Here is a 25,450-nt window from a genome sequence, read left to right on the forward strand (position 1 = left end):
GCCTCGAAATCAGAAATGCGTCAGGCCAAGCATCCGTATTTCCGGCTGCGTGGACAGGGCGGAAGATTAGGTGCGGATCTTAATTTCGTAGCCGGTGTATTTGCGGATGTTGATCACGCCGGTATCCAGAATTAAGTACTGGCCTTTAATGCCTTGCAGCTTGCCGCGGATAATCGGGGTTTTATCCAGATTATGCGATTTGATTTTCTCAGGATACTGCTCTACAGGGTAAATGAATTCGCGCGGGCGCTCATCATTCAGCAGTTCTACGGTTTCATTGAACTGCAGATTTTGGCTGAATTCATCGCGGATGGCTTGGATTTTCGGCGCGAATTCTTCGACCAGCTGTTCACGGATTTCAATTAAATCAATCGGTTCAGCTTCGCCTTTCAGCAGCTTGCGCCAGTCGGTCTTATCGGCAACCTGCGTGCCGAACATGATTTCCAGCTGCCCGGACAGGCGGCGGGAACCGACCTGCATAATCGGCAGGGCTTGGGTTGCGCCCTGATCCAGCCAGCGTGTCGGCATTTGGCCCAGGCGGGTAATGCCGACCTTTAAAGCGCTGGAATTGGCCAGATAGACAATATGCGGCTGGAAGCAGACCTCATGCGCAAAGCTGTCTTCGCGGCAGGTGCCTAAATGATAGTGGCAGGTTTCCGGCTTCATAATGCACATATCGCATGCCGCTTTGGTTTTAAAGCACTTGAAGCAGTGGCCCTGCGAATAGGATTTTGGCGTTTTAGTTCCGCAGGAAATACAGTAAATATTGCCTGTCGCTTCAATTTCAATTTCCTGGCCAAGGCTGAAAGGAAGCTCAATTTCTGAACGGTCCAGAATAAATTTGTATTCTACATTCGCCTTGTGCGTCTGCTGATCAGTTACACTACGGTCTATGAGGCCTGCATGCATTTTATGGCAAATGCCTTGTAGTTCCATAAAGAATACTCGCTTAAATAATAGGGATGCAGTTATGGCTGAACAAAATGTCATCACTTCGATGCTAGACGATTTATCTAAAGAACAGCCGATTTCAACTGCATTATGTATTGGACAGAATCTTGAACAATACGGCAATAATCAATCAATTCAATGGCGCTATTTTAGCGTATCTGAGTTTTTAAGTCTGCCTTTTAACCGGCGCTATGACTTGGGGTTTGTGCTGCTGAATACGGCGGAAATGGCCGATGCCTCCAGTCAGGACAAGTCGCAGCTGCTGGTTAAGCTGCGGGATTTAATGGCAAAGCGCATTGTGGTGGTCAGCCGGCTGCAGGATGAGCAGCTGCTGCGCGCTTTGGGCTTTACTCAGCTGATTGATAAAACCGCGCATGGCAGCGATTTCGCCTTGTGGCAGTTTAATATTCTGACCTATAAGCATGTGCCGGACTGGTTTAATTCCAAGTTTTGGGCCAACCCTGAAAACTGGAATAAGTTCCGCTGGTAGCGACGGATTTTCCGCAAGCGCATGATGCTCATCCGCAGGTCTGTATGCAGCAGGGTTCCAGCCATTTTTTACAGCTTAAGAGCCTGAATCTAAATGAAACAGGCGGTTGGAAGCGCAGATTCTTTTGGCGATATAATGCGATTTTTTCAGCCGGATTAAGATAATCTGCGACTGGAATTCCAGTTCGCCGAATTCAGGCTCAACCTGCACATAATGAAGCTGGCCTAATTCGTCCCTGACCCGCGCCTGAGCGGAAAAGCCCGGCCGGGCATTGCCGCTGGAAATGGTGGCTAAGCGCCCCAGCAGGTTGACCTGCTGCCTGATCTGCCTGGGCGGAATGACCTGATCCAGGCAATGAATCATGAAAACTGTGAAAAAAATAGCAATGATCAGCGCCGGCAGCACCAGATAATAGGCCGGAAAAAAGGCCAATTCACGGGAATAAATGCAGAATTGCAGGAAGTAGCCTGCAAAGCTGAAATTCATCAGCAGGAAAAACAAGATTAATGTTTTAGAAAACTTAACATTCAGCAGCGGCAGCTCATCTAAGCGCTTAGGTGAAAACTTTTTAAAAAGCACACTTGGGCGCAAATTCAGATAGTAGCCGATGGTTTCCGCCATGCCGAGCAGCAGAACAGCGATCAGGCTTAAATGAAAGGGAATTAAGCTGTATTCTGTAAGAAACTCTGGCATGGCAGCATCCTGCGGGTTTTATGCTTCTAAAAGGTAAATTCCGCCATCAGAATGCACGGTAATTTCTACTTTTTCAAGCGCTTGACCTTGGCATGGGCCGGAAATGCATTCGCCGGTTTCCACCATGAACAGCGCGCCATGCGTAGAGCATTCAATGTATTCCTGATCGCGGTCTAAAAACTGGTTTTCTAAAAATTCCAATTCAACCTGCAAATGCGGGCACAGATTCTGATAGGCGTAAAAAGCGCCGTCACGCTGGGTGATGAAAATCGTGTCGCCATCCGGCGTTTCAAAGGAACGCGCTTCGCGTTCCGGCACATCTTCGGTCATGCAGATTTTATGCATTAGGCGCATTCCTTTTGAAAGTTCTGCAGCAGCTGCGCATAGCTGCCGATGTCTAAGCGCGGGCCAAACTGCGCAACAACTTCACTGGAAATCAGAATAGCGAGTTCCGCCGCGGTTTGATAGCCTAAGCCGGCATTTAATGCATAAAGGAAAGCGCCTGAAAATGCATCGCCGGCGCCGTTGGCGTCTACGGCAGTGACTTTGCGCCCGGAAACAGTAAATGTCTGCTCATTGTTATGAATTAACGCGCCTTTTGCGCCCAATGTAATGACAATGTGCTTGCTGAGTGATTGCAGCTTCGCCAGCGCCGCTTCAATGCTTTGGGTCTCGGTGTACATTAATGCTTCCTGCTCGTTGCAGAATAGCAGGTCTACGCCGTCATCCAGCAGCTCATCCAGGCCTTGGCGCGCGTACATCACCATCGCCGGGTCTGACAGCGTTAAAGCAATTTGAACGCCGTTGGCTTTGGCGATTTCGCGCGCCTGCTTGACCGCAACGCGGGCAGAATCGCTGGTCGATAAGTAGCCTTCAATATAGAGCCATTTGGCTGCCTGCAGTGGCGCGAAATTAATCTGGCCATCGGTAAGCTCAGCAGTAATGCCTAAATAGGTGTGCATGGTGCGTTCTGAATCCGGGCTGACCAGCACCATGCATGTGCCTGTAACGCCTTCGCTGATGGACTGCGCAGCGGTTTGAATGCCGGCTTCATTTAAGCCCTGCAGGTAAATCTGCCCCAGGTCATCATTGCCGACGCGGCAGCCGTAAAATGCGGAACCGCCTAATGCGCTGAATGCTACGGTTGTATTGGCTGCGGAACCGCCGGAAGCTTGGCCTTTATAGACTTGGCTGGCCTGCAGGGAACTGTACAGCGCAGCCTGAGTATCGCCGTCAGTCAGCTGCATTGTGCCTTTTTGCAGGTTTTGCTGAATAAGAAAATCATCAGAAATTTTAAATTCCTGGTCAATTAATGCATTGCCAATTGCAAAAAGATCAACAGTCGCCATGTTTTTCAGTCACATCAAAAAAATGAAAGCGCTAAGTTTACACCAATGCTCAGGTTTGCTGAAGTTTGTTGAGTAAAATTCATTGCGCCTGCATCTGCGCCGGTTTTTTAGGCATATTGCCAAAAATGAGGCTTTTTTTTGCGTTATTTGTGGATTTGTTTCTCTTTGCTATTGATCAATGCCTGAATTTTTATTTACATAGACCGCAACGGTTATTTCGCTGTTTCAGCTTTTGACGCCGCTGAAAAATATTAACTGATCATTAGATTAAAAAGTGTGGGTATATGGAAATAAGTATTCGTCAAGCCGAACAATTGCCAAAACACATCGAAAATTTAGCAGCTTTGGCAAATCAAGAAGGCTATGCATTTATTCAGCGTTTAATCGAGGAATTTGAAAGCGGCAAAAACCGTTTTGACCAGACCGGCGAGTGCCTGCTGCTGGCTTATGACGGCGATAAGCTGGTAGGCTGCGGCGGCTTGAATCAGCAGTGGGGCGATGCCGGCGTAGAAGACCGGATTGGCCGGGTTCGGCGCTTTTATGTGCATCCGCAGTACCGCCAGCATGGGGTCGGCAAGCAGCTGCTGCTGGAGCTGGAGAAAAAGGCGCGCCCGTTTTATGCAGCGCTTTGCTTGAATACTGACACCAAGTCCGCTGCGCATTTTTATCAAAAGCATAATTATGTTTTTGTTGAAAGCCATCCAAATTATAATTATTTTAAATATCTGATTGTTTGATGCATTAGACTTCTTTCAATAAGTCATTTTTCAAACAATATTTAATTCATAATGAGAATTCCCTCTCCTTTTTAAGGAGACTTGCGCAGAATACCGCTCAGGGTGAGGATTTTATTAAAAAACTCCCTCATCCTAACCTTCTCTTGAGTCATATATGGCGCAAGAGAACTATTTTATATTTCTGCGCTGCATTGCGGTTCAAGCCGGAACTATGCAGCGCTTTTAAGCTGTAAATCCTCAACGTTTTTAATTTCAATTTAAGCTGCGCATTCAACAATGATTCTTATCCTTTAATATAAGAATCAAGCGCATGCCCATTCCCGTTCCATCCGCAAATGACCATCAAAGCGCAGTCCGGCTTTTAGCCAAAGTGCCGCCAATTACCGCGCTCTTCTGGCTGACAAAAATTTTTGCCACGACCTTTGGCGAAACCGCAGGCGATGCGCTGTCGATGTCGCTGAATTTGGGCTATTTGACCAGCACATTTATTTTCGCCGGCATTTTTATTGGCCTTGTCTGCCTGCAGATCCGCGCGAAACATTATCATCCCTATCTGTACTGGTTCACCATTATTGCCAGCACGACCGTAGGCACAACCTTGGCGGATTTTCTGGACCGCTCATTGGGCATCGGCTATTTCGGCGGCAGCGCCATATTGCTGACTTTGCTGATCGCCACACTGTATGTTTGGCGCACAGTGGAGGGCAGCATTTCGCCTTATGCGCTGCAGCGGCCGCGTGCAGAATGGCTGTACTGGCTGACCATTACTTTTTCGCAGACTTTAGGCACAGCGCTGGGCGACTGGTCTGCAGACAGCGCCGGGCTGGGCTATGCTGGCGGCATGGTTTTATTTTCGGCTTTAATCCTGCTGGTTGTGGCGCTATTTTATTTTACTGAAATTTCAAAAACACTGCTGTTTTGGGCGGCTTTCGTGCTGACCAGGCCTTTGGGCGCAGTGGTGGGCGATTTTCTGGACAAGCCCGTCAGTTCCGGCGGTCTGGATTTAAGCCGTTTCGCAGCCTCAGCCGTGCTGCTGCTGGCGATTATGCTGTGCGTTCACTGGGCTAAGCGTCAGGAGGCAAGGCGCACTGGCTAAAGAAAGCCGGCGCCTCATTAATGTTCCGGCAGTGCAAAAGGCGCGTTGGCGCTGGTTTTGATGGCATTGAAATGTTGACCAATTCACTTGGAAAATTATCATTCTGTGAATTCTGCTGCTGATTTTCAGGTATACTCAAGCGACTTAAAAATGCTATGAATTAGGAGATCACATGACTGTAGATGTCACTGAAACCATTTCACAAACTGTTCACCCAGCGTTTCAGTTGGTACGTCAACACCATGTTGAAGCCTTAGACATAGCAGTGTCTGAATACAAACATAAAGTCACCGGCGCAGTGCATTACCATTTAGCGTCTAAGCATGATGAAAACGTCTTTTTAGTCGCATTCCGCACCCAGCCGATGGACTCTAAGGGCGAAGCGCACATTTTGGAGCATACCGCACTGTGCGGTTCAGAAAAGTTCCCGGTCCGCGATCCGTTCTTTTTAATGATCCGCCGTTCGCTCAATACCTTCATGAACGCTTTTACCGCAGCGGATTGGACGGCCTATCCATTTGCGACGCAGAACAAAAAAGATTTTCAGAACCTGCTGGAAGTGTATCTGGATGCAGCTTTTTCGGCGAATTTAAACCCGCTGGACTTCGCGCAGGAAGGCATCCGCATTGAGCTGGAGAACGGTGAACCGGTTTATAAAGGCGTAGTGTTCAATGAAATGAAAGGCGCCATGAGCTCGCCTTCAGACCAGCTGTATCATCAATTGGCGCATCATTTATTTCCGGAAACCACCTATCACTATAATTCCGGCGGCGACCCGAAAGATATTCCAGACCTGACTTATCCTGAGCTGGTGAATTTCTATAAATCGCATTATCACCCAAGCAATGCGGTATTCATGACCTTTGGCAATGAGCCGGCCTATCAGCTGCAGGAGCAGTTTGAAGCGCTGGCTTTGTCTAAATTCGGCCAAGGTGAAACCCTGTATTCAAAGCCGGAACGCCGCTTAACCCAGCCGGTGGCTGTGACCGAAACCTATGCTGTGGATGCGGAAGACCTGAAAGACAAAACTTATCACATTATTTCCTGGCTGCTGCCGCAGGCCAGCGACATCAAGCTGCGCTTAGGCATGCGCCTTGCGGAAGGCGTGCTGCTGGAAGATTCCGCATCGCCGCTGCGCCATTATTTGGAAACCTGCAGCTATGCCCAATCCACTGGCCCGATTATGGGAGTGGACGACTCCAACTTTGAAATGACTTTCTACTGCGGCGTGCAGGGCTCTAACCCGGAACATGCTGAAGAATTTAAGAACGGCGTATTCGGCATTCTGCAGGATGTGGCTTCAAAGCCTGTAGACGCTGCGCTGGTTGAAGCCATTCTGCATCAGATTGAGCTGCATCAGCGTGAAATCAATGGCGACGGCATGCCGTACGGCCTGAGCCTGATTTTAAACGGCCTGGGCAGCGCCATTCACCATTCAGACCCGATTCATGTCTGGGATGTAGACACCGCGATTGAACAGGTTAAAGAAGAACTGAAAGACCCGATGTGGCTGTCGAATTTAATCAAAACCCATTTGATTGATAACCCGCACCGCGTGCAAATGACGCTGGTGCCGGACGCGCAGAAATCCGCCAAAGAAGCCGAAGCTGAAAAGGCGCGCCTTGCGGAAATTGGCGCCAAACTGACTGAAGAGCAGAAGGCGGAAATTATTGCGCAGACTGAAGCGCTGAAAGTGCGCCAAGACACGCCGGATGATTTGAACCTGCTGCCTAAAGTTGGCTTGGAAGATGTGCCGGCGGAACTGCAGATTGTGCAGGGCCAGCTGCGTGAAATCATTTCCAATAATATGGACATGCCGCTGAATCTGTACCACGCGGGCACCAATGGCATTTATTACCAGCAGGTGCTGATTGAAATTCCAGATGAAATTGTAAAATCTCCCTACTTTAACCTGCTGTCAATTTTGATGGGCGAAGTCGGCGCGGGCCAATACGGCTACCTTGAGCTGCAGCAGCTGCAGACTGCGGTCAGCGGCGGCCTTGGCATGGGCGCATCGCTGCGTTCCAAAGTCGATGACAAAAATCAGATCAGCGCGTGGCTGACGCTGACCACCAAATCTCTGGTGCATAATTTTGAAGCGGTCGGCCTGCTGAAGCTGGCCTTTGAACAGCTGCGCTTTGATGAGAAGGGCCGCATTATTGAACTGCTGCAGCAGCGCAAAACCCGCTGGCAGTCCCGCCTTTCCGGTTCGGGCCACAGCTATGCCATGCAGATTGCCAGCCGCAATCACAGCGCATTGGCGCAGCGCGACTATCACAATACCGGCCTTGGCGCTTTAAACTGGCTCAGTGATTTAACCGCTAAAATTGAAAAAGATGAAGCTGCCTACAATCAGCTGATTGATGAGCTGAAGCTGATTCACAATAAGCTGCTGAAAGCGCCAAAGCAGTTTCTGCTGGTTTGTGAAGAGCATCAGTCAGAGCCGCTGGTGGAAGAAGTGCAGAAGGTTTGGGATAAAGTCACAATTGAAAGCATTGAACGTGATTTAATCCAGCTGCCGCCTGAAAACAGCGCTAAAGATGAAGCATGGCTGATTCAAGCCAATGTGCAGTTCTGCGCATCGGCCTATCCAGCGGTGGAAGTGTCGCATCCGGATGCTGCGCCGCTGATGATTTTGGCGGCCTATTTGCGCAACGGCTTCCTGCACAGCGCAATCCGTGAAAAAGGCGGCGCATACGGCGGCGGCGCCAGCTACGACGGCAATGCCTGCTCATTCCGCTTCTACAGCTACCGTGATCCGCGTTTGGCGGAAACCTTCAATGATTTTGAAGCCAGCGTGCAGTGGCTGCTGAATACGCCGCAGCAGGAGCATCAGCTGGAAGAAGCGATTTTAGGCCTGATTGCCGGCATGGACAAGCCGGGATCTCCGGCCGGTGAAGCGATTACCGCCTGCTATTCCTTGCTGCATAAGCGCACGCCTGCATTCCGCAAAATGCTGCGTGAACGCCTGCTGGCTGTGACGCTGGATGATTTAAAGCGCACTGCAAAAACTTACCTGCTGGATCAGGCTCCGGTTAAAGCGGTGGTTGCGCCTGTCGCTAAGCGTGACGCGCTCATTGAGCTGGGCTTTGATATTAAGCAAGTGAATTAAGGTAGAGGTGATTATGGCGTTCACTCATTTTGAGCGTAGCGCATTGCAGCTGGGCATTCTGCTCAGCGCAATGGCCGCAGTCAGCGCATTGGCGCAAAGCACCGTTCCGGCGCCAAAGCCGGCCACGCCGGAGGCCTGTGTGGCGCTGGAATCGAATGCCGACCGTCTGGCTTGCTATGACGCGCTGTATAAAATACCGCCGGAAGCCAAGCCTTCATTGGTTTCAGAGCGCTTGGCGGCGCAGGAATTAAAGCCTGAACCGACCGAAAAGCTGACTTTAAAAGAAAAAGTCAGCCATGCGTTTTCAGAGCGCCTGTTTGCGGTTGAAGCGCCTCAGCTGAACCCGAACCTGTCCATGTTGGACAGGCGCTGGGAGCTGTCGCAGGACAGCAAGCTGGGCACCTGGAATATCCGCAGCTATCAGCCGGTATATCTGATGCCGGGCTATTGGACGTCAGATAAAAATGAGCGCCCATCCAGCCCGAATCCAACCAATACCGTGCAGCCTGATCAGGAACAGCAGTTGAAATCGATGGAAGCCAAGTTCCAGCTGTCGCTGAAAACCAAAGCGGTGGAAAACTTGTTTGGCGATAACGGCGATGTCTGGGTCGGCTATACCCAGTCTTCGCGCTGGCAGGTCTATAATGAGGCCGAATCGCGCCCATTCCGTGAAACCAACTATGAGCCTGAAGCCAGCTTGGTGTTTAGAACCAACTATGAGCTGCTGGGCTTGAATTGGCGCATGCTGGGCCTGACCTTGAACCATCAGTCTAACGGCCGTTCAGATCCGCTGTCGCGCAGCTGGAACCGGGTGATTTTAAATCTTGGCTTTGAGCGCGATAATTTCGCCTTGATGCTGCGCCCGTGGTACCGCATTGAGGAAGACTCGGCGGATGACAATAATCCGGATATTACAGACTATGTCGGCCGCGGCGACTTAACTGCATTTTACCGCTGGAAAGAGCATGACTTCAGCCTGATGCTGCGCCACTCGCTGAAAGGCGGCGATGATTCGCACGGCGCCGTGCAGTTTGACTGGACGTTCCCGATCAGCGGCAAGCTGCGCGGCCAAGTTCAGTTGTTTGACGGCTATGGCGAGAGCTTGATTGACTATAACCACCGCGCGACTTATGTCGGCGTTGGCGTGTCATTAATGAACTGGTTCTAATCTGCATAAGTGCAGAAAAACCGCGCCTAGGCGCGGTTTTTTTTCTTTGAGCAGGTTCATCAGCCAACCTGAATTTCAGAAGGCGGATGCTTCAGCCGGCTCTTTTTCGGCGTGGCAATTAAATAAGCCAATGTCAGCGGCCCTAAACGGCCGGCGAACATCAGCAGCATTAAAATGACTAAACTGGCCGGCTGCAGCTCGCCGGTAATTCCGCGCGACAAGCCCACCGTGCAGGCGGCGGAAACCGCTTCAAACAGCAGGTCTAAAAAGTCCGCCTTCGGCTCAATCAGCAGCAGGCTGAAAAAACCCATGAAGATTAGTGTGACGGTAATGAAAATAACCGCCAGCGCTTTAAAAGTGGTCTTTTCAGGCACAGAATGGTTGAAAATGCGCACTTCATCTTCACGGCGCAAAAAGCTGATGACGCTGAGCAGCACCACAATGAAGGTCCCGACCTTAATGCCGCCTGCGGTGCTGAGCGAGCCGCCGCCGATGAACATCAGCATCATGGTGACTAATGCAGAAGCGTCAGACATTTGCTCCACCGGCAGGCTGTTGAAGCCGGAAGAGCGGGGCACTGTGGCATGGAACCATGCATTCACGGCCTGCTCACCCACACTCATGTTGGCCAGCGTCAGCGGGTTGCTGGCTTCCAGGCTCCAGATGGCAATGAACGCGAATACATTCAAGCCTGCAATGGTAGATAAAATCAGCTTGCTGTTGGGGCTGAGCTTTCTCCAGCTTTTATTGCGCTTAATGTCCATCAGCACTAAAAATCCGATTCCGCCAATGATGTACAGCATGCTGATGGTAAAGGTAATGACATACTGGTCAGCAAAGCTCATCAGGCTGTTGGGAAACAGCGAAAAGCCGCCATTGTTGAATGCGGAAATGCTGTAGAAAGCAGCATAAAACAGGGCTTGGGCGAAGTTGTAATCCTGCAGCCATGCAACAGTCAGGATAACCGTGCCGACAATTTCAAAAAATAAGGAATACAGAAAAACACCCTTAATGGTAAAGGTGACTTTTTTCAGGCTGGTTTGCCCGATGGTTTCCTGCGCCATGATCTGCTGCTTTAAGCCCAGCTTAGGCGACAGGCTCATCACGGCCAAAATGGCAAAGGTCATAAAGCCCAGGCCACCGCACTGCAGCAGCAGCATAATCACAACTTTACCGAAGACGGTATAGGCTTCACCGACATTCACGACCGACAGCCCTGTAATGGTCACGGCCGATGTCGCGGTAAACATTGCGTGCAGCCAAGGCAGGTCGCCGTGGTGTGAAACGGGCAGCTTCAGCAGCAGGGTGCCTGCAATAATCAGCGCAAGAAAGCCTAAGGCTAAAATGCTGGGCGGGCTGAGGTTAACTGTGCCGCGCTTTTTATTATGCAGTTTCATGCGGTTTTAAACTGCTTGGACAGCCTGCGCAAAGGCTCCAGCTGGCCTTCAACCACCAGAATATCGCCTTTCTGCAGAATCATATTGGGGTCAATGCTGAATAAAACCTCTTTGCCCCGCTTATGCAGCAGGGTTTTGATTTCCGCCGTATGGTCAAGCAGCTGGCAGAAGCGCAAGCCTTGCTGCGCCTCTTTCAGCTCCACTTTGACAATATAGTGATTGTCTTCCAGCGCCATATAGCGGCTGACCATCGGGTAGCTCAGCGACTGCGCAATGCGCACGCCCATGTCTTCTTCAGGATGAATGATTTTGTTGACGCCCAGATGGGTCAGAATCATATGGTGCGCTTTGGATTTCGCCTTGACCCAAATTTTTTCAATGCCTAAATTCTTCAGATGCAGCACGCACAGAATGCTGGCTTCTATATCTTCGCCAATCGCAACCACCACCGCTTCGCAATTCTGAATATTCAGCTCGTTCAATACGTGCTCATCTGTCGCATCGGCAATGACGGCATGCGTCAGCTGATCTGAAATGCTTTCAACATATTTTTTATTGCTGTCGATGCCAATCACATCGTGATTCAATCCGGTTAATTCGGTGGCCACGGTAGCGCCGAAACTTCCCAGGCCAATAACTGCAAATTGAGCCATTTGCTATCCCTTTATTCATATGCTGTAAAATACAGCAGGTGTATCTTTCTATAGTGCAATCATAGCGTTTTTTTATCAGAAAAAGAGACGTCTATATGCTTTTAAAGTGAGCAGAATGCATAGCTGTTTCACTGAGTTTCCATTTGGCGCAGTTTTACAGCAAAAATGCGCCGATATTGTACATTTTCAGTGCGGAATCGTGCCGGATTGCTTTAAAAAATAAAAATTGCATATTCAAATTCAAGAGCAGTGTGTACCTTAGAACGGTTTTGAAAATATTTAGGAACATCGTTATGGATGATAAAAAAATTTATGAATTTTTACAGGACTGGTTTCCTGAATTGAAGCAAAGAAAAACTCCAAAGAAAAAATACCGCCGTGATTATCGTGAGTTTTCTTATTGGATGGGGCCGATTGCAAAAGGCGAGGCTTATCGCGGGTATTTGCAAAGTATAGACCGCCAGCAGCATTTTGATAATGGTGTGGAGTCCTGCGCATTATTTCAGGACAGAAATGTCAATGCAGAAGAAATGCAGCAGAGAATTGAAACCCGAACAGCGCCGCTATTTGAACATTATGAAAAATATCAGGAATTAATCGGCCGGTTTTATGAGCTGCACAGCCATGTTTATGATGTGGTGCTTGAAGAAATTTATAATGAGGTCAGAAAGCAGGAATACCGCATGCTGCTGATTTATGAAATGGATATTGTGTGGGTGGCGGTGCCGGATCAGCCTGAAAAAATAAAAAAATTCCTGCGCCTGTTTCAGCGGCAGTTTAAAGATTCATGCCCCCGCACAGAAGTTTATGAGCGCTTTGATCTTGCTTCCAGTGGCTGGCTGAGTGATGACTGAGTTCAAAAATAAAAAGATCAGTTCATCTTTGTGCAATTAACAAGAGTCTTCCAGGCGGATCTTCTCATTTATATAGTTTAAAAATGCGGAGATCCCAATTGCTGGTCATGTCTGCCTATGAATAAGTCAAGCTTTCCAGTGTTTCAGCTTAGCCATTCGGATTTTGTCGGGTATTTTTTGCTTCCATGCCAGCTAATACGCGGCTTTCGGCAGCGCCGAAACTTCCCAGGCCAATGACTGCAAACTGCGCCATACAAGCACTTCCCTATATCTTACGTCGTATTTATTAACGAATATTGGCTGTAAATTGCTCAACTATTCGTCTAAGCTAATGACGGGGTAGTTTATCGGTTTATCGCCGCTCCAGCTATCGGGCTTACAAAATTATATATAACAAAAGCTTATCTAAATGGAGATATTTTTTAGGAGTGTGAGCATGCAAAAGACGCTGTATGAGGTGCTGAAAATCGCTTTTCCTGAGCTGAAAAATGCGCCCTTACCGGAAGAGTTGGATAATTTTGAAAGCTTTGGCGCATGGCTGAACCAGCTGCATTCAAACCTGCAGCAGCTGGACATGGAGGATTTCCGGCAAAACGGCATTGATGAATGCCGCCGGCTGCAGCAGCTGAATATCGATCTGGATGAGCTGAAAAATCAGATTGAAACTGAAATGAACGCCTTTTATCAAATGTACGAGGAGGGTGACCGGGAGCTGGATGCAGAACCGGCGCACGCCTATGATTTTGAATTCACCTACAGCGTTATCTTCAACAATATTAAGCTGTTCATACAGCCTTATGATCTGGCCTTGCTGGTGATTGAGCACGAAAATCCGTACTGGATGCTGGTGCCGAATAATGAAGACTTGGTCAGCCAGATTATTCTGACCTTCAATGATATTTTCGGCGATGAAGAGCCGATGGTGCTGATTGATTAAAAAAGCCTTGCAAGGCTGTCATATTCTGTTCAAAAAGTGGCGCTATGCTATAAATTTGCCGCGGCTGCCTGCTCAGGCCTAGGCTGCTGTCTGCGATATTTTGCATGGAAGATACCCGCATGGATGATAAAAAGATCTATAAGCTGCTGCAGGACTGGTTTCCGGAGCTGAACTGCAAAAAAGTCCCGAAAGAAAGCCTGCGCCGTGATTTCCAGAATTTTAAGGCATGGATGGTCACCGAAAAAAATGGCCGGCAGGCGCGTTCGTATTTAATGTCGCTGCATCCCGCCCAGCCTTTGCGCCATAGCCTGGGCCATAGCGCGGTTCTGCAGGACATGCGCCTGGATCTGGAAAAAGCGCATTTGGAAATGGAGCAGGCCGCCCAGCCGACACTGCAGAATTATCAGCAGCATAAGGCTGAGATTGGAAAAAACTACAGTGTGCAGGAGCAGGTGGCGGAAATTATTCTGTCGGAAATCTGCTCGCTGCTGCGCCAGTGCGGCTGCCGGATGCTGCTGATTTATGCCGATCAGTACTACTGGATTGCCGTGCCGGAGCACGCCGAAAAAGTGAATAAATTCTGCAAGAGGTTTGAAAAGCAGTTTAAGGCGAATGAAGTCCGGATTGAACTGTTTTCAATATCGGACTGTCTTAAATCGACATAATCGAAAAAATGAACCGTCAGAAATCAGCAATTCAGCCTTATGGCTGTGCCGGATTGTGCCGATTGCCATATTTGACTTTAAAGCGCGGGTCTTGAAAGAAGAAGTAAGCAGCTATTGCCAGCAGCATCCAGAATAAGCCGGACCAGATGATGGCGAAGTCTAATTGGGCAATAGGCTGTGCAGCTGCATATATTTTAGTCAGAAACACAATAGCCAGTAGCACGCTCATATAGCAGCATGTCGCAAGGTAGGGCGCTTTAGGTGCAAGGCGCAGCATGGCATAAGGCAGAGCCAGGATCAGCGCGAATTGAAAAGCAAGCGCAATAAGCATTGAACTGAAAGTATCGACGGCAGGCTGGTAGCCGGTTAAAACCGTAAAAGTATTGATGAGCAGGTAGCCGGCAGGCGGAATAAGCAGGAATTTTACCCAATTTTTCATTTTTAGCGCTGATTTCTAAGTTTTTCAGTATAAATAAAATTTTGATAAAAAATAGCCTGTAAAAATACAGGCTATTTTCAAATGCTGAAACTTGTTATTTCTGGAGCCTTACTTTAAGAAGCGCTGATAGCCCAGATTGTTGGTAATTTCCGCATAAGGGTAAGTAATGCTTTCCAGTGTTTCCACTAAGCCGTCCGGGTTCTGCTTGGCATCCGTAGCTTCCATGCCGACCAGAACGCGGCCTTCGGCAGCGCCGTGGTTGCGGTAATGGAACAGGGTAATGTTGTGCGTCGGGCCAAGGCGTTCTAGGAAAGTCAAAAGCGCGCCCGGGCGTTCAGGAAACTCCACGCGGAACAGGCGCTCATTTTCAATATCTGCATGGCCGCCAATCAGATAGCGGATGTGCAGTTTCGCCACTTCATCATCAGACAGGTCATCAACGTCATACTGGAATTTTAGCGTTTCATAAATTTCCTGACGCTCTTTTTCACCGTTTTTCAGGCTGATGCCGACAAAAACTTGAGCTGCGCTGGAATTGCTGGCGCGGTAGTTGAATTCTGTAATGTTGCGGCCTTGAAGGGCGCGGCAGAAATGCAGGAACGAGCCTTTTTCTTCCGGAATGGTGACGGCAAAAATCGCTTCTTTGTGTTCGCCTAGTTCTGTGCGTTCGGCAATGTAGCGCAGGCGGTCAAAGTTCATGTTGGCGCCGCAGACAATTGACACCATGTTTTTGCCTTGAAGCTGATGCGCTTCAACATATTTCTTGATGCCGGCCAAAGCCATTGCGCCAGACGGCTCAACAATGCTGCGGCATTCATCAAAGGTGTCTTTAATGGCTGCGCAGACTTCATCGGTATTGACCAGAACAACTTCAGGCTCAACAATCGGGCCGGAATTGTCAGACTTCTGCAGCTGAATCACTTCAAACGGCTTTGCGCCAATCTGCGCGACCGCGGTGCCGTCAGCAAATAAGCCGACTTGCGGCAGAATAACGCGCTCGCCGGCTTCTAAGGCTGCTTTTAGGCAGGCAGATTCATCATATTCAACTGGAATGACTTTGACGTGCGGCGCAACATCGCCTAAATAGGCCGCTACGCCGGCAATCAGGCCGCCGCCGCCGACTGCGACAAAGACGTATTCGACATCGCGCCATTGGCGCAGAATTTCATTGGCGATGGTGCCTTGGCCGGCCATCACCAATTCATCATCGTATGGCGGAATAAAAGTCATGCCTTCATCCTGCGCGCGCTGAATGGCGTATTTGTTGGCGACATCAAAGGAGTCGCCGTGCAGCACAACTTCACCGCCCAGGCGCTTGGCGGCCTGAACTTTAATGTCTGGCGTGGTTTTTGGCATGACAATAATGGCGCGGATGCCTAGCTTTTGACCGGATAAAGCCACGCCCTGAGCATGGTTGCCTGCAGAAGCCGTAATCACGCCGCGTTCCAGCTGAGATTTCGGCAGCTGGCTGATGCGGTTATAGGCGCCGCGCAATTTGAAGGAAAACACCGGCTGCAGGTCTTCGCGTTTAAAGCGAATGTTATTATTTAGTTTTTCACTAATTCGTGGCGCTGCTTCGAGTGGAGTTTCGATTGCAACGTCATAGACCGTTGCCTGTAATATTTGTCGAACCAAACGAGACAGCATGTTAATTTTCCATCTAACAGTTTAAAATAAGCGTTCATTGTAACAAACCCCTGTACATTTGGGCTGCAAAATCAGCAGCAAATGTCAAAAAATAGTTGAGCCAAGTTATGAGTCTGTATGCGACCCAAGATGAAAAGAAACAAGCTGCCGCGAAAGCTGCTTTAAAGCATTTGCCAAAGGGCGGTATTTTGGGTGTAGGTACAGGAAGTACAGTAAACTTCCTCATTGAATTGTTGCCGGAACTGCAATTAGAGGCTGCTGTGGCCAGCTCTGAAGCGACTGCGCAGCGCCTGAAAAAGCTCGGCATTGAAGTGGTTGACATGAACCATGTTGGCGGCTTGGATGCCTATGTGGATGGCGCTGATGAAATTGACCGCCACATGCACATGATTAAGGGCGGCGGCGCGGCGTTGACTCGTGAAAAAATTGTGGCTTCTATTGCCAAAAAGTTTGTCTGCATTGTTGATGATTCAAAATGGGTTGGGCAGCTGGGCCGCGAGTTTCCGCTTCCTGTTGAAGTAATTCCAATGGCGCGTTCTGCTGTTGCGCGCAAAATTGTGGCGCTGGGCGGTGACCCAGTATACCGCGAAGGCGTGGTGACCGATAACGGCAACGTTATTCTGGATGTGCACAACCTGAATATCCTCAATGCGCTGGAGCTTGAAAAAACTCTGAATGATATTCCTGGCGTAGTCTGCAACGGCATTTTCGCAATCAATAAAGCGGATATTGCGATTGTTGCAACAGACAGCGGCATTGAAGAACGCACTGCGGTTTAAAAATTCTCCCCATGTGCAACATATTGCTCACCTTTGAAAAAAGGAGGGGCAAGAGCTAATGTTGAGCATTTAAGCATAATTGCTGATTGATAAATCTCCCCTAACCCCTTTTTGACAAAGAGGGGAACACCCTTGAATTCAATACAGTATTGAATTGCGAAACGCTCCCTCCTTTGAAAAAGGAGGGTTGGGGAGGATTAAAAGTGCTTAACTGACTGTCACTAGGGAAAAGAGCCCCTTTATACCTTGCGCCAAATGTTGAAGCAGCGCTTTAACATTTGCTCAGGGTTTGGGGCGATTAAATGATCCAAATAAAATTTAAAAAATAAATGACCCAAACGTTGCCAGAAATCCAAATTACCCAGCATGCGCGTGCGACACGGTTGCGCCTTCGTGTTGAACCGGCGCAAATCCGTTTGACAGTGCCCAAATTTTGCACCAAACGGCAAATTCAGGACTTTTTAAATCAATCCGAGCAATGGATGATTGAAACTTGGCAAAAGCAGCAGGAAAAAATCAGCAGCATAGACCGGACTTTGCCGGCAGAACTTCAATTATTCAATCTTTGTAAGCCCATTCAAATCCAATACCAGACACAAAAGAACTCTTATATTTTAGATGCGCAAAATCATCAGCTGTTGATCAGTGACCGTCAGCCTGAAAGCTATTTAAAATCTTTTGTAATTGCCTATGCCAAGCAGCATTTGCCTGAGTATTTGCAGCAGTTAAGCCGGCAAATAGGCCTGCCTTATGGGCAATGCGCCATCCGCCAGCCGAAAACCCGCTGGGGCAGCTGTTCCGCACGGCATGACATTATGCTGAACAGCGGCTTGGCGCTGTTTCCTGAGGCGGTTGCGCGTTATGTCTGCGTGCATGAATTGGCGCACACCCGCCATTTTGATCATAGCCCCAGCTTTTGGGCAGAAGTCGCTAAGCACGATGCCGATTATAAAAACCACCGCAAGCAGCTAAAAAGCGCAGCAATGCCGTGGTGGTGGCTGGCGGCCTAGCGCATGCATGAAGGCTGGCTCTGACTGAAGAATAAGGCAGCAGATTTAATATGCAGCTTAGATCATCAGAAACTTCTCTAAATAGCCTAAGCGGAAAATCTAACAAGATGCTTTAACTGTTTTTAAAAGCTTTTTCTTTAAATTTTAATCGGCGAATCAGGGCTGGTTGGGGCATCATTTTGCAGTTTTAGGGCTAAAAAGGCTTAGCAGCAGGGATGCTTTATTTGTGATTTTGTTTACTTATTCTAAATAAAATGCGCCACAATGCAGAAAAAGTGCGGCCAGTTGCTTAGCCTTAATAAATGAACCCGCAGACTTTTAAGATAATCAGCAGGGTAATTGCGTTCAAATAAGAGTTGATTTTATCGTTTTATGATGGATTAAAATAAAATGCATATTGAATTTGAGCAGATCTGCAGTAAAAAATAATGTTCATCTGCAGTTTGTTTATTGATAAAATCTAAAAAATTGATTTATTATTGAGCAAAATAACGATGCGGTTTTTATTCATTCCGTGAATTTGCCAGATTCCCAATATTTTCTCCTGGTTGTTCCTAGTTGCCTAATTTTAATTGGCTGTGTATTTATTGCCGGGCGTTTTCTTTTCCGCGCGCCGCGTTTTCTGTTCTGGATTGGAATCGGCTATATTTTGCCCTCCCTGGCTTTGGGTATGCAAAGCCTGATGACCAATACGCAAATGACCATGACCTCGCCCTGGGTCGGCATTTTATATCTTGGCGGCGCTTGGGCTATTGCGCATGGCATGGCGCTTAAGACCAAATCAAAAAACTATGCGCTGATTTGTTTTGCATTAGCAGCATGGGGCATTTTCATCCTGAGCTATTTCTCTTATGTCAATGAGCAGCTTTGGCTGCGAATGCTGACCATCAACTTTGTTACCGTCTGCCTTGAAGCCATGGTGCTTCCCGCTGTGTATGCTTATTTCAAGCGCTCGCAAATTTTGAATAAAATATTGTGCATCAGCTATTTTGTTATGGTGCTTTATACGGCGCTGCGGGCCGCGGCGATTCTGCTGTATTTACGCAATGTAGACACCATGATGCTGTCCGCCTCTAAATGGTGGATGATGATGCTGGCGGCAAGCATTCTGCTGAGCATCTGGTTTGCAATTATGATCGCGGCGACAACCGTCAAAGAACTTTTTGTCACCTTAAATGATGAGCGCTACAGGGATGTGCTGACCGGACTGTATAACCGGAGGGGCTTTTTCGAAAAAGTTAAGGCGCTGCGCATCAATAAAAACTCCGGCAACTTTTATATCGTCATGTGCGATATTGACCATTTTAAAAGCATTAACGACACGTGGGGCCATGTGGCTGGAGATAAAATTCTGCGCTCAGTGGCAAAAGCGCTGAAGGACGGCATGCGCCAGCATGATGTGATTGCGCGCTTTGGCGGCGAGGAGTTTATTTTGCTGATGCGGTGCCCGGATCATTTGGCAGCTTTTAAGCTGGCTGACCGCGTCCGCGGTGAAATTGCGCAGCAGGCTTATACGCTGCATAAGGTCCACGTTACCGTCAGCTTCGGCATGGCTGCTGTTGAAGACAATATGCACCTGATGCATGCACTGGAGCTGGCCGATAAGCATCTTTACAATGCCAAGAAAAATGGCCGCAACCGGGTGTGCTGCGCTTAACGGGCCAGTCCGGCATGCAGTGCAGGCATTCCATCTTGTTTTTAAGCCAGCGCTGCTATTCTGCATGCCCGAAAAAAGCCTGCTGCCGGGTTCCTCAAGCCGGCTGAACGCGGCGCACTGTGAATTTACTTGCATCGGCAGATCTATTCAGCTTGATCAATGACTTACTGTTGTCATGGATCACAGTTTCAGTGCGGCGTAAAAACAGCATAAAAAGCATTTAATCCAACTAAAACGGTTCAGAAAAGCGGAAGTTCCTGTCATACTGTGCAGTCAACAAATGGGCGCTTTTGAATTGAGGTAATGAACGTGATTTCAGTAGGTATTGTCGGCGGTACAGGTTATACAGGCGTTGAATTGCTGCGCATTTTGCTGCGGCACCCAAATGCAGAAGTAAAAGTGCTGACTTCACGTACCGAAAACGGGCGCCGTGTCGATGATATGTTTCCGAGCCTGCGCGGTCATACCGACCTTAAATATTCAGATTTGAACATTGAAGAATTGAAGCAGTGCGATGCGGTATTTTTTGCAACGCCGCACGGCGTTGCCATGAAGCATGCTGAAGAGCTGATCGCTGCCAATGCCAAAGTGATTGATTTGGCTGCTGACTTCCGCCTGCAGGACTTAGCGCAGTTTGAAAAATGGTACGGCATGCAACATGCCTGCCCAGACGTATTAAAGGCTTCAGTGTACGGCCTATCCGAATTGAACCGCGAGCAGATCAAGCAGGCCAGCGTGATTGGCAACCCGGGCTGCTACCCGACGACGGTGCAGCTGGGCTTGGCGCCGGTATTAAAGGCGGCTGAAGCATTAGTGAAACCTGAAAGCATTATTATTGATGCAAAATCCGGGGTTTCCGGCGCAGGCCGCAAAGCCAGCTTAGGCATGATTTATTCTGAAAATGCTGATAACTTCAAAGCCTATGGCGTCGCGGGCCACCGCCACCATCCTGAGATTGTTGAAGCGCTGGAAAATATTTCAGGGCAAAAAGGCGTGTTTGACCAGATTCTGTTTGTGCCGCATCTGGTGCCGATGATCCGCGGCATGCTCAGCACTATCTATATTGATTTAACGGATGCCGGTGCGGAAGCGGATTTGCAGTCCCTGTACGAGCAGTTCTATGCCAATGAGCAGTTTGTTGATGTGATGCCTGCCGGCAGTTCGCCGGAAACACGTTCTGTGCGCGGCGCTAATCAATTACGCATTGCCTTGTACAAGCCGCAGCCGAAAAAACTGGTTATTTTGGCGGCGCAGGACAACTTGGTGAAAGGCGCCGCCGGCCAGGCGGTGCAGAATATGAACCTGATGTTCGGCGTGGCGGAAAATGCCGGGCTTCAGGGCATTGGCCTATTACCATAAGAAACCTATTAAAGCTTCACACACATTTAAATTTCGATTTAAATGTGTGTTTTGAATAAATCAAAATAAGAGATGACGATGCAGAATTCAGACTCAAATATCACGCCGCAGCAAGATGCCGGCGGAAAAAAGCCGTTTATGCAAACCAATCTGCCTTTGGCGATTGGCGCTGCGGTTTTGATCTTGAGCAGCGGCCTGCTGGGTTACACGGTTGGACACCGCCAAGGCTTGACGGTTGTCGGCTATGACGCTGATGCCGAACAGCTGGTTGAAGTTGTGAAAAAGCAGAAATCTGAACTGGCTGTGCTGAACAAAAGTTTAAACGCTGCGGTTCAGGAGCGTGACCTTGCTGTCAGCAATGCCAATGACCTGTATCTGGCGGTGAATAAGTCGCGCGATGCGCAGGAACAGGCGGAGAGCCTTGGCGTCCTGTACCGTGAAGTGCTGCGCCAGCGCGGCGGCGTCGCCTTGGCGGTGCAGCATATTGCGGTGAAGCCATTGCCTGACAATGCCTTTGAATATCAGCTGGATCTGATGCAAGTCAGCCCAGGCAAAAGCCGCGCGGCCGGAAGCACTGAACTGCGCCTGATTAAAGGCACAGAAGTTCTGACGGTTCCGATGGAAGACAATAACTTCAATTTTGAAAATAATGAACGCCTGACAGGCCGCTGGACTATGCCGAAAGGCTTCAGCCCGGACTTTATTGAAGTGCGTTTAAACGGTTCTGGAAAACAGGTGATCCGCCGCTTCAGCTGGTCTAAAGGGCAGCCGGTAAAAAATCAATCCGCTTTCCTTTCAGAAATTCCGCAAACTGAAGCCAACACCAACTGAAGTGTGAATGAAATATCTTATGCGAACCAATAAGCGTCAAATTAGTTTATCTGACATTAAAGACTCATTTTATCAAACTGGACTGGTAGATTGGCATATCAGCCCACGCTTAAGCGGTGAAACGCATGAAGAGGGCGGCGATTCGGATACTGCAGTAATCGTTGCGCGTCCGGAACTTAAGCGCCCGCCTATGTATGCTGTCGTTTTAATGAACGATGACTACACACCAATGGATTTTGTAATAGAAATTTTACAACAATACTTTGCAATGAATCTTGACCAAGCCACTCAAGTAATGCTAACTGTACATTATGAAGGAAAGGGTGTTGCCGGCGTTTATCCGCGGGACATTGCGGAAACTAAAGCAAACCAAGTCAATAATTACGCTCGGTCACAAAGTCATCCATTGCTTTGTCAGATTGAGCCCAAAGATTAAGGGGGTTGCATGCTCAGTCGTCAATTAGAAGTATCATTACGTTTGGCTGTCAGCATGGCTCGTCAGAAGAGACATGAGTTCTTGACGGTAGAACATTTATTATTGGCTTTGCTCGACAACGACTCCGCTGTAAATGCATTGAAAGCCTGCGGCGCAGATATTATTGTGCTCCGCAAAGAGCTTGAAGAATATGTAGAACAGCATACCCCTAAGCTTGGCGAAAACAGCGACCAGGCGCCGCATCCTACAGAAAGTTTTGACCGCATCCTGCAGCGCGCAATTTTCCATGTGCAATCCAGTGGCAATGACCGCACAGTAGAAGGCGCAGATATTCTGGTTGCCATGTATTCTGAGCGCGACTCTTTTGCGGTATACCTGCTCAAGCGCCATCAGATTAACCGGCTGACTTTGACGCAGTATCTTTCCCATGGCGCCCGCAAAGAAGAAGTGCAGCAGGAGGAAGAAATTGAAGAATTGGACGGTGAAACGGCATCTTCAGCAAATGCAGGGCCGCTGGAGCTGTATACATCCAATTTGAATGCGGAAGCGCAGAAAGGCAAAACCGACCCGCTGATTGGCCGTGAAAAGGAAATTGAGCGCACTGCGCAAATTCTATGCCGCCGCCGCAAAAACAATCCTTTGCTGGTCGGTGACCCGGGCGTGGGCAAAACTTCCATCGCAGAAGGCTTGGCATGGCTGATTGTTAATGGCAAAGCGCCGAAGCCTTTGGCCAATGCGGAAGTCTACAGTCTGGATATTGGCGCGCTGGTTGCCGGCACCAAATACCGCGGCGATTTTGAAAAGCGCCTGAAACAGCTGCTGAATGCCTTGAAAAAGAAACCTGAGGCCGTGCTGTTTATTGATGAAATTCACATGATTATTGGCGCTGGCTCCAGCATGGGCAGCACCATGGATGCGTCTAATTTAATCAAGCCGGCATTGGCGAATGGCTCTTTGCGCTGCATCGGCTCAACTACATTCCAAGAGTACCGTCAGGTCTTTGAAAAAGATCATGCTTTATCGCGCCGTTTCCAGAAAATTGACGTGAATGAGCCGTCCATTTCAGAAACCATTGATATTCTCCGCGGCTTAAAATCGAAATTTGAAGAATTCCATCATGTGAAATATGATGATTTAGCGCTGGTTTCAGCGGTTGAACTGTCTGCGAAATTCATTAATGACCGCTTCCTGCCGGATAAAGCCATTGATGTAATTGATGAGGCAGGCGCGCAGCGCCGCTTGAAGGCCGAACAGGATGACACGGTCATTACTGTTGAAAATATTGAAGATATTGTATCGAAGATTGCCCGCATTCCGCCTAAAACCGTATCCAAAGATGACAAGTCTGTGCTTGAAAATCTTGAGCGCGATCTGAAGCGCGTAGTTTTTGGCCAGGATGAGGCGATTGAAGCTTTGGCGTCGGCGATTAAGCTTTCCCGCGCAGGCCTGAAATCTCCGGATAAGCCGGTGGGCAGCTTTGTTTTTGCCGGCCCGACAGGCGTGGGTAAAACAGAAGTGACTAAACAGCTGGCTAAATTGCTGGGTGTTGAGCTGGTGCGTTTCGATATGTCTGAATACATGGAGCGCCATGCGGTATCGCGTTTAATCGGCGCGCCTCCGGGCTATGTCGGCTTCGATCAGGGCGGCTTGCTGACCGATGCAATTCATAAAAATCCGCACTGCGTTTTGCTGCTGGATGAAATTGAAAAAGCGCATCCGGATGTCTTTAACCTGCTGCTGCAGATTATGGATCACGGCTCATTGACTGACAACAACGGCCGCAAGTCTGATTTCCGCAATGTGGTGCTGGTGCTGACCACCAATATTGGCGCAGAAAGCATTTCGCGCGTCAGCATTGGCTTTATGGAGCAGGACAACAGCAACGACAATCAGGATGCGATGAAAAAAGCTTTCTCTCCGGAATTCCGCAACCGCCTGGATGGCGTGATTCAGTTCAAGGCATTGCCGACTACCGTGATTGAAAATGTGGTGGATAAATTCCTGACTGAGCTTCAGGCGCAGCTGGATGAGAAAAAAGTCATTCTGGAAGTGGATCAAAGCGCGCGTGAATGGATGGCCGAAAATGGCTATGACCGCTTAATGGGCGCCCGTCCTATGCAGCGCCTGATTCAGGAGCATTTGAAAAAGCCGCTGGCGGAAATGATTTTATTCGGCGAGCTGGCGGAGCATGGCGGCAATGTCGCAGTTTCCGTGAAGAAAGAAAACGGCCAAGCGGTCGGACTGAAACTGGAAGTGTTTGAAGACCAGACTGCAGAGCCGGCTTAAGCTGGAACTGCAGTACAGGAACCCGTGCCCGCACGGGTTTTTTATTTTAACTTTACCCGCATTTCCAGCAAGGAAAAGGGCAGCATCGTTTTAGAGAGATTATGGATATTCAAATCGGCAAAGTGGCGGCGACTTTTGTTTTATTTCTGATTACCGCAGTAATGGAAATTTTAGGCTGCTATTTTCCGTATTTGATTTTGAATCAGGGCCGGTCCCCGTGGCTGTGGATTCCTGCAGCCTTGGCTTTGGGCGCGTTTGTCTGGCTGCTGACCTTGCATCCGGCAGCATCGGGCCGTATTTACGCCGCTTATGGCGGGATTTATATTTTTTCGGCGCTGATGTGGCTGCGTTTTGTCGATCAAGTTGCCTTAAGCCGCTGGGATCTGCTTGGCGGAGCAATTGTGCTGACTGGCGCAGCTTTGATTATTTTGCAGCCTCAAGGCCTGATCCGCTAATTCAATGAATGCTATTTGCCGGTAAAAGCTCCGAATGTGGCCGCACCCGGGGCTTTTTTGACAGCATCAGAACTTGCATTCACTGTTTTTAATGGTGTATTGGTAGGTCTGCTTTTCAGACGCCAGTTTCATATTGACCGTATACGGGTTCCTGCGCTGAAACTCATGCTCAAACAGCAAATGGCAGTTTTGCAGGGTATTGTTCTTCATCAGCTTTTGAACTTCCTTTAGGCCGATAGCCTGTTCAAACTGGGAAAAATCCGGCGTAGTGATAATGCCTTCAATATCAACATGGTTGGCGCGGATTTGATATTTTTCCATCAGCATATTCTGATCGACTTGATAGGGAAGCGTGCGCGAGTCTTCGTCGCTGATTGCCTCTAAAATTTCATTCAGCGCTTTGGCGTCTTTAATTTTCAAATCGCTGCCTAAAATTTGCTTATTAATTA

General features: G+C 48.7%; 25 protein-coding genes. 16 read left to right on the forward strand and 9 right to left on the reverse strand.

Features of this window, described 5'->3' with window-relative positions:
• Positions 1-66: 66 nt before the first annotated feature.
• The gene (locus BEN74_RS19040) at positions 67-936 is read right to left on the reverse strand and encodes a DUF2797 domain-containing protein (RefSeq protein WP_068908290.1); all 870 of its coding nucleotides are present in this window, start codon (positions 934-936) and stop codon (positions 67-69) included.
• A 34-nt stretch (positions 937-970) separates the two neighbouring features.
• Here BEN74_RS19040 and BEN74_RS19045 point away from each other — a divergent pair, with 34 nt between their 5' ends.
• Complete coding sequence (locus BEN74_RS19045; protein ID WP_068908292.1) at positions 971-1,441, forward strand: DUF6231 family protein; 471 nt, start codon at positions 971-973, stop codon at positions 1,439-1,441.
• Between the two features lie 75 nt (positions 1,442-1,516).
• Here the strand turns inward: BEN74_RS19045 and BEN74_RS19050 are convergent, their stop codons facing one another.
• Genes BEN74_RS19050 through BEN74_RS19060 form a run of 3 tightly spaced genes read right to left on the reverse strand, consistent with a single transcriptional unit; the run spans position 1,517 to position 3,483 of the window.
• Entirely contained in the window at positions 1,517-2,134 is a 618-nt protein-coding gene (locus BEN74_RS19050) for an OB-fold-containig protein (protein ID WP_068908294.1), read from the reverse strand.
• Positions 2,135-2,152: 18 nt separating this feature from the next.
• The gene (locus BEN74_RS19055; RefSeq protein ID WP_171404950.1) at positions 2,153-2,464 is read right to left on the reverse strand and encodes a Rieske (2Fe-2S) protein; all 312 of its coding nucleotides are present in this window, start codon (positions 2,462-2,464) and stop codon (positions 2,153-2,155) included.
• A 14-nt stretch (positions 2,465-2,478) separates the two neighbouring features.
• Complete coding sequence (locus BEN74_RS19060) at positions 2,479-3,483, reverse strand: adenosine kinase (RefSeq protein WP_068908298.1); 1,005 nt, start codon at positions 3,481-3,483, stop codon at positions 2,479-2,481.
• 284 nt (positions 3,484-3,767) lie between these two features.
• Between BEN74_RS19060 and BEN74_RS19065 the strand changes: the two genes are divergently transcribed.
• The 4 genes from BEN74_RS19065 to BEN74_RS19080 all read left to right on the forward strand — a co-directional run bounded on the left by BEN74_RS19065 (position 3,768) and on the right by BEN74_RS19080 (position 9,596).
• Entirely contained in the window at positions 3,768-4,220 is a 453-nt protein-coding gene (locus tag BEN74_RS19065) for a GNAT family N-acetyltransferase (protein WP_068908300.1), read from the forward strand.
• A gap of 310 nt (positions 4,221-4,530) precedes the next feature.
• Entirely contained in the window at positions 4,531-5,316 is a 786-nt protein-coding gene (locus BEN74_RS19070; RefSeq protein ID WP_068908303.1) for a hypothetical protein, read from the forward strand.
• A 172-nt stretch (positions 5,317-5,488) separates the two neighbouring features.
• Entirely contained in the window at positions 5,489-8,428 is a 2,940-nt protein-coding gene (locus tag BEN74_RS19075) for an insulinase family protein (protein ID WP_068908304.1), read from the forward strand.
• Between the two features lie 13 nt (positions 8,429-8,441).
• A complete protein-coding gene (locus BEN74_RS19080; RefSeq protein WP_068908307.1) occupies positions 8,442-9,596 on the forward strand; it encodes a phospholipase A in 1,155 nt (384 codons plus the stop codon).
• 59 nt (positions 9,597-9,655) lie between these two features.
• Here BEN74_RS19080 and BEN74_RS19085 read toward each other — a convergent pair whose 3' ends face one another.
• The gene (locus BEN74_RS19085; RefSeq protein WP_068908310.1) at positions 9,656-10,993 is read right to left on the reverse strand and encodes a TrkH family potassium uptake protein; all 1,338 of its coding nucleotides are present in this window, start codon (positions 10,991-10,993) and stop codon (positions 9,656-9,658) included.
• Positions 10,990-11,646: a potassium channel family protein gene (locus BEN74_RS19090; protein ID WP_068908312.1), complete on the reverse strand. Its 657-nt coding sequence runs from the start codon at positions 11,644-11,646 to the stop codon at positions 10,990-10,992. The genes BEN74_RS19085 and BEN74_RS19090 overlap by 4 nt, the downstream gene beginning before the upstream one ends.
• A gap of 293 nt (positions 11,647-11,939) precedes the next feature.
• Here BEN74_RS19090 and BEN74_RS19095 point away from each other — a divergent pair, with 293 nt between their 5' ends.
• The 3 genes from BEN74_RS19095 (at position 11,940) to BEN74_RS19105 (ending at position 14,102) form a co-directional block, all read left to right on the forward strand.
• A complete protein-coding gene (locus BEN74_RS19095; RefSeq protein ID WP_068908315.1) occupies positions 11,940-12,500 on the forward strand; it encodes a hypothetical protein in 561 nt (186 codons plus the stop codon).
• A 436-nt stretch (positions 12,501-12,936) separates the two neighbouring features.
• The gene (locus tag BEN74_RS19100; protein WP_068908317.1) at positions 12,937-13,437 is read left to right on the forward strand and encodes a hypothetical protein; all 501 of its coding nucleotides are present in this window, start codon (positions 12,937-12,939) and stop codon (positions 13,435-13,437) included.
• A 119-nt stretch (positions 13,438-13,556) separates the two neighbouring features.
• On the forward strand, positions 13,557-14,102 hold the full coding sequence (locus BEN74_RS19105; RefSeq protein WP_068908372.1) for a hypothetical protein: 546 nt from the start codon (positions 13,557-13,559) through the stop codon (positions 14,100-14,102).
• 37 nt (positions 14,103-14,139) lie between these two features.
• On the opposite strand, the gene BEN74_RS19110 is transcribed toward BEN74_RS19105, so the two are convergent.
• A complete protein-coding gene (locus BEN74_RS19110) occupies positions 14,140-14,541 on the reverse strand; it encodes a hypothetical protein (protein ID WP_068908319.1) in 402 nt (133 codons plus the stop codon).
• A gap of 108 nt (positions 14,542-14,649) precedes the next feature.
• The gene (ilvA, locus tag BEN74_RS19115) at positions 14,650-16,188 is read right to left on the reverse strand and encodes a threonine ammonia-lyase, biosynthetic (RefSeq protein WP_068908321.1); all 1,539 of its coding nucleotides are present in this window, start codon (positions 16,186-16,188) and stop codon (positions 14,650-14,652) included.
• Between the two features lie 107 nt (positions 16,189-16,295).
• Here ilvA and rpiA point away from each other — a divergent pair, with 107 nt between their 5' ends.
• The 8 genes from rpiA (at position 16,296) to BEN74_RS19155 (ending at position 25,001) form a co-directional block, all read left to right on the forward strand.
• A complete protein-coding gene (gene rpiA / locus BEN74_RS19120) occupies positions 16,296-16,967 on the forward strand; it encodes a ribose-5-phosphate isomerase RpiA (protein ID WP_068908323.1) in 672 nt (223 codons plus the stop codon).
• A gap of 329 nt (positions 16,968-17,296) precedes the next feature.
• Entirely contained in the window at positions 17,297-17,977 is a 681-nt protein-coding gene (locus BEN74_RS19125) for a M48 family metallopeptidase (RefSeq protein ID WP_068908325.1), read from the forward strand.
• 670 nt (positions 17,978-18,647) lie between these two features.
• Positions 18,648-19,634, forward strand: a complete 987-nt coding sequence (locus BEN74_RS19130) for a GGDEF domain-containing protein (RefSeq protein WP_228200373.1) — start codon at positions 18,648-18,650, stop codon at positions 19,632-19,634.
• 303 nt (positions 19,635-19,937) lie between these two features.
• On the forward strand, positions 19,938-20,993 hold the full coding sequence (gene argC, locus BEN74_RS19135; protein WP_171404902.1) for an N-acetyl-gamma-glutamyl-phosphate reductase: 1,056 nt from the start codon (positions 19,938-19,940) through the stop codon (positions 20,991-20,993).
• A gap of 78 nt (positions 20,994-21,071) precedes the next feature.
• Complete coding sequence (locus BEN74_RS19140) at positions 21,072-21,824, forward strand: hypothetical protein (protein ID WP_068908330.1); 753 nt, start codon at positions 21,072-21,074, stop codon at positions 21,822-21,824.
• Between the two features lie 19 nt (positions 21,825-21,843).
• Positions 21,844-22,260: an ATP-dependent Clp protease adapter ClpS gene (gene clpS / locus BEN74_RS19145; RefSeq protein ID WP_068908376.1), complete on the forward strand. Its 417-nt coding sequence runs from the start codon at positions 21,844-21,846 to the stop codon at positions 22,258-22,260.
• A 9-nt stretch (positions 22,261-22,269) separates the two neighbouring features.
• On the forward strand, positions 22,270-24,546 hold the full coding sequence (gene clpA / locus BEN74_RS19150; RefSeq protein WP_068908333.1) for an ATP-dependent Clp protease ATP-binding subunit ClpA: 2,277 nt from the start codon (positions 22,270-22,272) through the stop codon (positions 24,544-24,546).
• Positions 24,547-24,647: 101 nt separating this feature from the next.
• A complete protein-coding gene (locus tag BEN74_RS19155) occupies positions 24,648-25,001 on the forward strand; it encodes a YnfA family protein (protein WP_068908335.1) in 354 nt (117 codons plus the stop codon).
• A 66-nt stretch (positions 25,002-25,067) separates the two neighbouring features.
• On the opposite strand, the gene BEN74_RS01270 is transcribed toward BEN74_RS19155, so the two are convergent.
• Positions 25,068-25,421 carry a hypothetical protein gene (locus BEN74_RS01270; protein ID WP_228200374.1) on the reverse strand — a complete coding sequence of 118 codons (354 nt, stop codon included), beginning with the start codon at positions 25,419-25,421 and terminating at the stop codon, positions 25,068-25,070.
• Positions 25,422-25,450: the final 29 nt, after the last annotated feature.

This window comes from Acinetobacter sp. WCHAc010034, from assembly GCF_001696615.3.
GTDB lineage: Bacteria > Pseudomonadota > Gammaproteobacteria > Pseudomonadales > Moraxellaceae > Acinetobacter.

What these genes read in the sequence shown, in the direction of transcription:
- BEN74_RS19040 (WP_068908290.1), bottom strand. Translation starts at nt 936, where the DNA reads ATGGAACTACAAGGCATTTGCCATAAAATGCATGCAGGCCTCATAGAC.
- BEN74_RS19045 (WP_068908292.1), top strand. Translation starts at nt 971, where the DNA reads ATGGCTGAACAAAATGTCATCACTTCGATGCTAGACGATTTATCTAAA.
- BEN74_RS19050 (WP_068908294.1), bottom strand. Translation starts at nt 2,134, where the DNA reads ATGCCAGAGTTTCTTACAGAATACAGCTTAATTCCCTTTCATTTAAGC.
- BEN74_RS19055 (WP_171404950.1), bottom strand. Translation starts at nt 2,464, where the DNA reads ATGACCGAAGATGTGCCGGAACGCGAAGCGCGTTCCTTTGAAACGCCG.
- BEN74_RS19060 (WP_068908298.1), bottom strand. Translation starts at nt 3,483, where the DNA reads ATGGCGACTGTTGATCTTTTTGCAATTGGCAATGCATTAATTGACCAG.
- BEN74_RS19065 (WP_068908300.1), top strand. Translation starts at nt 3,768, where the DNA reads ATGGAAATAAGTATTCGTCAAGCCGAACAATTGCCAAAACACATCGAA.
- BEN74_RS19070 (WP_068908303.1), top strand. Translation starts at nt 4,531, where the DNA reads ATGCCCATTCCCGTTCCATCCGCAAATGACCATCAAAGCGCAGTCCGG.
- BEN74_RS19075 (WP_068908304.1), top strand. Translation starts at nt 5,489, where the DNA reads ATGACTGTAGATGTCACTGAAACCATTTCACAAACTGTTCACCCAGCG.
- BEN74_RS19080 (WP_068908307.1), top strand. Translation starts at nt 8,442, where the DNA reads ATGGCGTTCACTCATTTTGAGCGTAGCGCATTGCAGCTGGGCATTCTG.
- BEN74_RS19085 (WP_068908310.1), bottom strand. Translation starts at nt 10,993, where the DNA reads ATGAAACTGCATAATAAAAAGCGCGGCACAGTTAACCTCAGCCCGCCC.
- BEN74_RS19090 (WP_068908312.1), bottom strand. Translation starts at nt 11,646, where the DNA reads ATGGCTCAATTTGCAGTTATTGGCCTGGGAAGTTTCGGCGCTACCGTG.
- BEN74_RS19095 (WP_068908315.1), top strand. Translation starts at nt 11,940, where the DNA reads ATGGATGATAAAAAAATTTATGAATTTTTACAGGACTGGTTTCCTGAA.
- BEN74_RS19100 (WP_068908317.1), top strand. Translation starts at nt 12,937, where the DNA reads ATGCAAAAGACGCTGTATGAGGTGCTGAAAATCGCTTTTCCTGAGCTG.
- BEN74_RS19105 (WP_068908372.1), top strand. Translation starts at nt 13,557, where the DNA reads ATGGATGATAAAAAGATCTATAAGCTGCTGCAGGACTGGTTTCCGGAG.
- BEN74_RS19110 (WP_068908319.1), bottom strand. Translation starts at nt 14,541, where the DNA reads ATGAAAAATTGGGTAAAATTCCTGCTTATTCCGCCTGCCGGCTACCTG.
- ilvA (WP_068908321.1), bottom strand. Translation starts at nt 16,188, where the DNA reads ATGCTGTCTCGTTTGGTTCGACAAATATTACAGGCAACGGTCTATGAC.
- rpiA (WP_068908323.1), top strand. Translation starts at nt 16,296, where the DNA reads ATGAGTCTGTATGCGACCCAAGATGAAAAGAAACAAGCTGCCGCGAAA.
- BEN74_RS19125 (WP_068908325.1), top strand. Translation starts at nt 17,297, where the DNA reads ATGACCCAAACGTTGCCAGAAATCCAAATTACCCAGCATGCGCGTGCG.
- BEN74_RS19130 (WP_228200373.1), top strand. Translation starts at nt 18,648, where the DNA reads ATGCAAAGCCTGATGACCAATACGCAAATGACCATGACCTCGCCCTGG.
- argC (WP_171404902.1), top strand. Translation starts at nt 19,938, where the DNA reads ATGAACGTGATTTCAGTAGGTATTGTCGGCGGTACAGGTTATACAGGC.
- BEN74_RS19140 (WP_068908330.1), top strand. Translation starts at nt 21,072, where the DNA reads ATGCAGAATTCAGACTCAAATATCACGCCGCAGCAAGATGCCGGCGGA.
- clpS (WP_068908376.1), top strand. Translation starts at nt 21,844, where the DNA reads ATGCGAACCAATAAGCGTCAAATTAGTTTATCTGACATTAAAGACTCA.
- clpA (WP_068908333.1), top strand. Translation starts at nt 22,270, where the DNA reads ATGCTCAGTCGTCAATTAGAAGTATCATTACGTTTGGCTGTCAGCATG.
- BEN74_RS19155 (WP_068908335.1), top strand. Translation starts at nt 24,648, where the DNA reads ATGGATATTCAAATCGGCAAAGTGGCGGCGACTTTTGTTTTATTTCTG.